This is a genomic window from Brevundimonas sp. (assembly GCF_024711105.1).
In the GTDB taxonomy this organism is placed as follows: domain Bacteria; phylum Pseudomonadota; class Alphaproteobacteria; order Caulobacterales; family Caulobacteraceae; genus Brevundimonas.
Genome location: NZ_JANJTL010000113.1, coordinates 1 through 7,057, shown reverse-complemented (window position 1 = coordinate 7,057; position 7,057 = coordinate 1). Strand labels below are relative to the sequence as shown.

Annotated in this window: 7 protein-coding genes; 4 read left to right on the top strand and 3 right to left on the bottom strand. The window is 70.4% G+C overall.

Translation table 11 applies throughout. The features are described 5' to 3' along the window. Together Q0M60_RS08520 and Q0M60_RS08515 are read left to right on the top strand one after the other, a co-directional pair. On the top strand, positions 1-222 hold a 222-nt coding region (locus tag Q0M60_RS08520), incomplete at its 5' end, for a hypothetical protein (protein WP_296818259.1). Positions 223-244: 22 nt separating this feature from the next. After that, entirely contained in the window at positions 245-3,091 is a 2,847-nt protein-coding gene (locus Q0M60_RS08515; protein ID WP_296818257.1) for a pitrilysin family protein, read from the top strand. Here Q0M60_RS08515 and Q0M60_RS08510 read toward each other — a convergent pair. The 3 genes from Q0M60_RS08510 to Q0M60_RS08500 form a co-directional block, all read right to left on the bottom strand. Beyond that, the gene (locus Q0M60_RS08510) at positions 3,088-3,915 is read right to left on the bottom strand and encodes a serine protease (protein WP_296818255.1); all 828 of its coding nucleotides are present in this window, start codon (positions 3,913-3,915) and stop codon (positions 3,088-3,090) included. The two genes, Q0M60_RS08515 and Q0M60_RS08510, sit on opposite strands and share 4 nt — an antisense overlap. A 7-nt stretch (positions 3,916-3,922) precedes the next feature. Continuing rightward, positions 3,923-4,366, bottom strand: a complete 444-nt coding sequence (locus tag Q0M60_RS08505) for a DUF350 domain-containing protein (protein WP_296818253.1) — start codon at positions 4,364-4,366, stop codon at positions 3,923-3,925. A gap of 150 nt (positions 4,367-4,516) precedes the next feature. Then, the gene (locus tag Q0M60_RS08500; RefSeq protein WP_296818251.1) at positions 4,517-4,729 is read right to left on the bottom strand and encodes a cold-shock protein; all 213 of its coding nucleotides are present in this window, start codon (positions 4,727-4,729) and stop codon (positions 4,517-4,519) included. Between the two features lie 242 nt (positions 4,730-4,971). Between Q0M60_RS08500 and dnaN the strand changes: the two genes are divergently transcribed. Next, on the top strand, positions 4,972-6,090 hold the full coding sequence (dnaN, locus tag Q0M60_RS08495) for a DNA polymerase III subunit beta (RefSeq protein ID WP_296818250.1): 1,119 nt from the start codon (positions 4,972-4,974) through the stop codon (positions 6,088-6,090). Positions 6,091-6,112: 22 nt separating this feature from the next. Further along, a partial coding sequence (locus Q0M60_RS08490; RefSeq protein WP_296818248.1) for an AAA family ATPase occupies positions 6,113-7,057 on the top strand: 945 nt, incomplete at its 3' end.

Here is a 7,057-nt window from a genome sequence, read left to right as displayed (position 1 = left end):
CTCGATGAGGTCAGCAACTATCCGCGCGCCGTCGACGCGGTCACGGCCGAGGACGTGGCGCGGGTGACCGCCGCCAACGTCGATCCGAACCGGGCCGTGATCGTCATTGTCGGAGATGCGGACGACTTCATGGACGCGGTCCGCCAGCGCTGGCCCGACGCCGAGATGATCGCCTACGAGGACCTGGACTTCGGCGACGCCGACCTTGGCCTGAACCCCTGATTCCGATTCCTGGAGACCACCGATGAAGCGTCTTTTCCTCGCGACCGCGGCCGCCGCGGCCCTCCTCGCCGGCGCGCCATCACTGGCGTTCGCCCAGCAGCCCGCAGCCGCCGAGCAGAGCCTCGAGGTTGCGCCGTTGGGCTTCCAGCTGCGCACCTTGTCGAATGGGCTTCAGGTCTGGACCCGCCAGGACAGCTCGACGGCCAATGTGACGGTCCAGGTCTGGTACCGCGTCGGCTCCAAGGACGATCCGCAGGACCGCTCGGGCTTCGCCCACCTGTTCGAACACATCATGTTCAAGGCGACGCGCAACCTGCCGGAAGAGACCTTCGACCGGCTGACCGAGGACGTGGGGGGCTTCAACAACGCCTCGACCTACGACGACTTCACCAACTACTACGAGGTCATCCCCGCCAATCACCTGGAGCGGATGCTGTTCGCCGAGTCCGAGCGGATGGGCTCGCTGGTGGTCAATCAGGAAAGCTTCACCTCCGAGACGGCGGTGGTTCAGGAAGAGCTGCGTCAGCGCTACCTGGCCTCGCCCTACGGCCGGCTGTTCGGTCTCTACATGCCGCGCGAGATCTACCGCGAGCATCCCTATCGCCGTCCCGGCATCGGCTCGCTCGAGAACCTGGCCGCCTCGACCATCGAGGACGTGCGCCGCTTCCACGAGACCTACTATCGCCCCGACAATGCCGTCCTGATTGTGGCCGGCGACTTCGACCAAGCCCAGCTGGACGCCTGGGTCGACCAGTATTTCGGCGGCATCGAGAACCCCGACCGCCCGGTCCCGGCCAACAACGTCGTCGAGCCTGCGACGACCGGCCCGCGCGAGGCGACCTACTATGCGCCGAACGTGCCGTTGCCGGCCGTCGTGGTCGCCTGGCACACCGTGCCCTACGGACACCCGGACCGCGCCGCCCTCACGGTGCTCGACGGCATCCTGTCGACCGGCGAGTCGTCACGGATGTACCGCTCTATGGTCTATGAGGCGCAGATCGCCGCCCAGGCCTCGTCCATCCCCGACTTCGCCCAGCAGGCCGGCAACCTCGCCGCCTATTCCCTGATGTCGGACGGCCATACGGTCCAGGAGGGCGAGGACGCCATCATGGCCGAGATCGCCCGCTTCCGGGACGAGCCGGTCACCCAGGCCGAGCTGGACGAGGCCAAGACGGAACTCATCGCGGGCATCCTGCGCGGCCGCGAGGGTATCGACGCCCAGGCCTTCGACCTGGGTTACGCCCTGATGATGACCGGCGACGCTTCGACCGCCGACACGGAGGTGGCGCGCATCCAGGCCGTGACGGCCGAGGACGTCATGCGCGTGGCCCGCCAGTATCTGACGCCGGACCGCCGCATCGTGGTCCGCTATCTGAACGAGAGCGAACAGCCGGAGGGCGCGCCCGCCGAGCCCACGCCGGTCCAGACCGAGGCCCCTGTGACCCTGGCCGATCTGGCCACCGACTTCGAGATCGTCGAACTGGCGCCTGAAGGCGAGCGCGTTCCGATGCCCCAGCCCGGCCCTGAGCGCGAGGTTGAGACCCCCGCGGTGGTCGAGCGCGTCCTGTCCAACGGCCTGCGCGTCTACGTCGCCCGCACCGAGGGCCTGCCGCTGGTCTCGGCCCGGCTCAGCTTCGACGCCGGCGCGTCCGACGATCCGCAGGGCCGCGAAGGCGTGGCCTCCATGACCGCCGCCCTGATCACCCAGGGCGCGGCGGGCCGCTCGGCGCCGGAGATCGCCACCGACATCGAGCGCCTCGGCGCCGCCATCGGCGCCTCGGCCGGACCGGACTTCACCAGCGTCTACGCCAACAGCCCGTCCAACACCTTCGCCCAGACCTTCGCCCTGATGACCCAGCTGGTCCGCCAGCCGGACTTCGCCCAGGAGGAACTGGACCGGACCCGCGACCAGACGCTCGACGCGCTGCGCGTTTCTCTCAGCCAGCCCGGGCCGATCGCCTCGGCGGTGGTGGCCCGCGCGGTTTATGGCGACGCCCCCTACGGCGACCCGTCCGGCGGCACGCTCGACAGCCTGCCCACGATCGACCGCGAGACGGTGGCGGCCTTCCACGCTGCCAACTGGAACCCGGCCTCGGCCAACCTGGTCTTCTCCGGCGACATCGATCCGGAGACCGCCTTCGCCCTGGCCGAGCAGGCCTTCGGCGACTGGCGCGTCAACGCCGCGGCGTCCGCTTCGTCCAGTCCGGCGGGCGCCCCGGTCACGCCGCGCGTGATCGTCGTCGACCTGCCGGGCTCGGGCCAGGCGGCCGTCTCAGTCGCCGGCCGCGCCATCAGCCGGACTGATCAGGACTACTTCCGCCTGCTGGTCGGCAACGCCGTGATGGGCGGCGGCTACTCCGCGCGCCTCAACCGCGAGATTCGCATCCGCCGCGGCCTCAGCTACGGCGCCGGCTCGTCCTTCCAGGCGCGCCAGGACGAGGGCTACGTCGTCGCCTCGACCCAGACCCGCAACGACGCGGCCGCCGAGGTCGTCAGCCTGATCCTGGCCGAGATCACCCGCCTGTCGGCCGAGCGCGCCACCGATGACGAAATGGGTCCGCGCCGCGCCACGCTGGTGGGGGGTTTCGCTCGCTCGCTGGAGACGGTGGATGGTCTCGGCGGCGCGGTCGCCTCGCTGGCCAACTACGGCCTGCCAATGACCGAGCTGCAGGCCTATGCGCCGAACGTGCGGGCGGTGACGCCGGAGCAGATCCAGCGCTTCGCGGCCTCGCGGCTGGGGCCCCACGGCTTCTCGATCGTGGTGGTCGGTGACGCGGCCCAGTTCCTGGACGCCATCCGCGCGGCCCATCCGAACGTCGAGGTCATCCCGGTCGGCGAACTCGACCTGGATACGGCGGCGCTGCGTTAGGCCTGAAGGCAGACGACCTGCGCCACGCGCAACTCGCGGCGCAGGTCGTCCGACACGGGTCCGTAGTTGGTCGGCCGGATCAGGGCGCCGGGGGCGAACTCGCCCTCGCCGACCTCGGCTTCGAGAATGGGCCCCAGGCTCTCCGGCGCGGTGGTGTAGATTCGGCCGCGCCGCGGGGCCTCGGCGATGGTCACGGCCACCACCCGGCCCTGGCCGTCCAGGGTCGGGGCGCCAGACAGTCCGGCGAGCGTGCCCTCCAGCCCCTCGGTCCGGCCGATCTCGGCCCACGCGAGCACAGGCTCGTCCCGGGCGCCGCGGCCTCGCACGCGCAGGGATTCGCGGCCGAGCAGCCGCGTTGCGGCCTCGCCCGGCCGGCCCTGGGGGAAGCCCGGATGATAGCCGCGCTGGCCTTCGCGCAGCACGCCGTCGCGCGCGATCGGCAGCGGGTCCGGTCCGCCTTCGGTGATCAGCAGGGCGACGTCGCCGTCGTGGCTCAGACGGGCCTCGGCCGCCACCGCCTGGCCGCCGCCGATGACCACGGCGGGCCGGCCGCAGCCCTCGACCACGTGCCGGGCGGTCAGCCACAGGCCCTGGCCCGAGACGGCGAAGGCCGTCCCGCTCTGGGGCTGGAAGGGAACCGCGGGCGTATCCACCACGACCTGCGGGTCGAAGGGGGTGATGGGGCCGAGCAGGGCGCCCAGTTCCTCCTCCCCCGGCATGGTCGGGGCGGGTGGGGCGTCCGCCTGTTCGCGGCGCGTGAGCGAAACGGCGACCAGCAGGCCGATGATTCCGCCATAGACCATCCAGTCGGGCAGGCGGAACATCGGGGCGCTAGACCGTGACGGCGGCGGCCAGCACGAGCGCCGTCGCCAGCTTGGCGCAGACCAGCAGCACGGCCGCCGAAATCTCGCCCTCGCGGATTCGGTCGGGCAGGCCGGCCAGGACCATGTCCGTCAGCCGAAAGGCCAGCAGTTGCATGACCACCGTCGCCGCGCCCCAGATCACGATCTCCAGCGTGGAGTTGGACGCCGACAGGGAGGCCGCCAGCGGCACGGCCAGCCCCAGCAGCACCCCCCCGAAGGCGACCGCCGCCGCCGAGTTGCCGTCGCGGATCAGGTCGATCTCCTTCCACGGCGTCAGCAGCACATAGAGGGTCGCCCCGATCACCAGCATCACGAGGGTGGCGAAGACATGCGCCAAGAGGACCGGAAAGCCGGCGGCGAACGCCTGAAACTCCGGGCCGCTCAGCTGCGGCAGGATCGACTGCAGGTCCATTGGCCCCTATCGGAACAGCCTTTGCGGCTCATGCCGCATCAAGCCTCGGCGTTGCAAGGCCGGCGCCATTAAGCGTCCTGTCGCGCCAAAAGAAAACGCCCGGCCAGGCGGACCTGACCGGGCGCGATCTCGTCTTCAGGACGGTCGGACTTAGCCGACGGCCTTCAGATTGACGGCCGCTTCCTTGCCGGTGCGGCGGTCCTTCTGGAGTTCGAACTCCACGCGCTGGCCCTCATTCAGGCCGTTGAGGCCCGAGGCCTCGATCGCGGTGGCATGGACGAAGGCGTCCTTGCCGCCGTCGTCAGGCTGGATAAATCCATAGCCCTTGGTTGAGTTGTACCATTTCACGGTGCCGGTAGCCATTGGCAGCCTCCGATGTAGTTGTCCCTCCGGAACCGTTCCGGAAGGGCGTCGGACCTGCAGGCTTGTGCCGGACCATTGGCCCGGCGGCATAGAATGACGACGGTCGACCCCACAGCATTGGCGGATTTCCGTTCGCCGCGCAAGCGAACGCGGCGGTTGAAGCCTTGGCGCTTTCGGCTAGTGTCCCTAGCCCACGGATAATCAGGCTGCGGTTCCGAGTCGCGGCCACGGGCGAAGAACGAATGCAACTGACCATCGAACGGGCGGCGCTGCTGAAGGCTCTCGGGCACGTGCAGAGCGTGGTGGAGCGGCGCAACACCATCCCGATCCTGTCCAATGTCCTCCTGTCAGCGGGCCGCGACCGCCTGGCCTTCGCCGCCACCGACCTCGACATGGAGATGGTCGACGAGGCCGAGGGCCGGGTGAACGTCGAGGGCCAGATCACCGCCCCGGCCCACACCCTGTTCGACATCGTCCGCAAGCTGCCCGAGGGCGCCGAGGTCGAGCTCAGCTACACGGGCGACGATCCGCGCCTGACCGTCTCGGCCGGCCGCTCGCGCTTCAACCTGCCGGTCCTGCCGGCCGGGGACTTCCCGGTCATGTCGCCCGAGAGCGCCGGGGCCCGCTTCACCCTGCTGAAGGAAGACCTCGCCCGCCTCATCGACAAGACGCGCTTCGCCGTCTCGACGGAGGAGACGCGCTACTACCTGAACGGCCTGTATCTCCACACCGTCTCCGAGGGCGGCATGACGCTCCTGCGCGGCGTGGCCACCGACGGCCACCGGCTGGCGCTGGCCGAGACCCCGGCGCCTGAGGGCGCCTCGGGCGGCCCGGGCGTGATCGTGCCCCGCAAGACCATCGACCAGGTCCGCCGCCTGCTCGACGACGGCTCGGGCCCGGTCGAGATTCAGATCAGCCCCCAGAAGATCCGCTTCGAGTTCGGCCAGGCGTCCCTGACCTCCAAGGTCATCGACGGCTCCTTCCCGGACTATGTGCGGGTCATCCCAAAGGGCAACGACAAGACCGCCGTGGTCGACAACGCCGTCTTCGCCCAGGCCGTGGACCGCGTCTCGACCATCTCGGCCGAGAAGTCCCGCTCGGTGAAGCTGGCCTTCGAACAGGGTCGCGTCGTCCTCACCGTCCGCAACATGGAGGCCGGCCAGGCCACCGAAGAGGTTGAGATCGACTACGCCGAGGACGCCTTCGAGATCGGCTTCAACGCCCGCTACCTGCTCGACATCGCCGGCCAGATCACCGGCGACGAAGCCCAGTTCAAGTTCGCCGACCCGGCGTCCCCGACGCTGGTGCTCGATCCTGCGGACCCGGGCGTCCAGTACGTGCTGATGCCGCTGAGGGTGTGACGTCAGCGCTTGCGAGAGCGCGATGATCACCGCCCTCACCCTCACCGATTTCCGCTCCTACGAGAGCGCGCGGCTGGAGCTCGGGTCCGGCGCGAACGTCCTGTTCGGGCCCAACGGGGCGGGCAAGACCAACCTTCTTGAGGCCGTCAGCCTGCTCACGCCCGGAAAGGGCCTGCGGGGCGCGAGCACCGCAGAGATCGGCCGCCGGGCCCCCGACGAGCGCCTGGGCCGCGCCTGGGCCGTGGCGGCGGTTCTGGAGACGGACGGCGAGGAAACCCGGCTGGGCACCGGCATCCAGGCCCCCGGCGCCTCGCGCCGCATCGTGCGCATCGACGGCGAGACGGCCCAGCCCGGCGACCTGCTGGACCATATCAAGCCCATCTGGGCCACGCCGGAACAGGACCGCCTGTTCTCCGACGCTCGCGCCGAACGGCTGAAGTTCTTCGACCGGCTGGTCTTCGCTGCCCGCCCCAGCCACGCCTCTGTCGTCACGGCCTATGAGAAGGCGCTGAAGGAGCGGCTCCGCCTGCTGACCGACGCCGCCGAACAGGGCCAGGAGCCCGACGCCGTCTGGCTCGACGCCCTGGAGGCCCGGTTGGCCGAGGCCGGAACCGCCGCCGCCATCGCTCGCGCCGAGGCCCTGGCCGAGCTTCAGGCCGGTGTGGACGCCCGCGGCGACCGGCCCTTCCCCCAGGCCGACCTGGGCCTTGAGGGCGAAACCGAAGGCCTGGCCACGCGCGGGGCCGCGCCCGACGAGATCGCGGCCTTCCTGACCGAGGGTTTCCGCCGCGCCCGCGCCCGTGACGCTGCGGCCGGCCGGTCGCTGTTCGGGCCGCATCGCTCGGATCTAACCGCCCTACACCGCGAAAAGGGCCGCGCCGCCGCCGAGGGTTCGTCGGGCGAGCAGAAGGCGCTGGTGCTGAACCTCATCCTCGCCCAGCTCTGGCGCCTGGCCGACACCACGCCT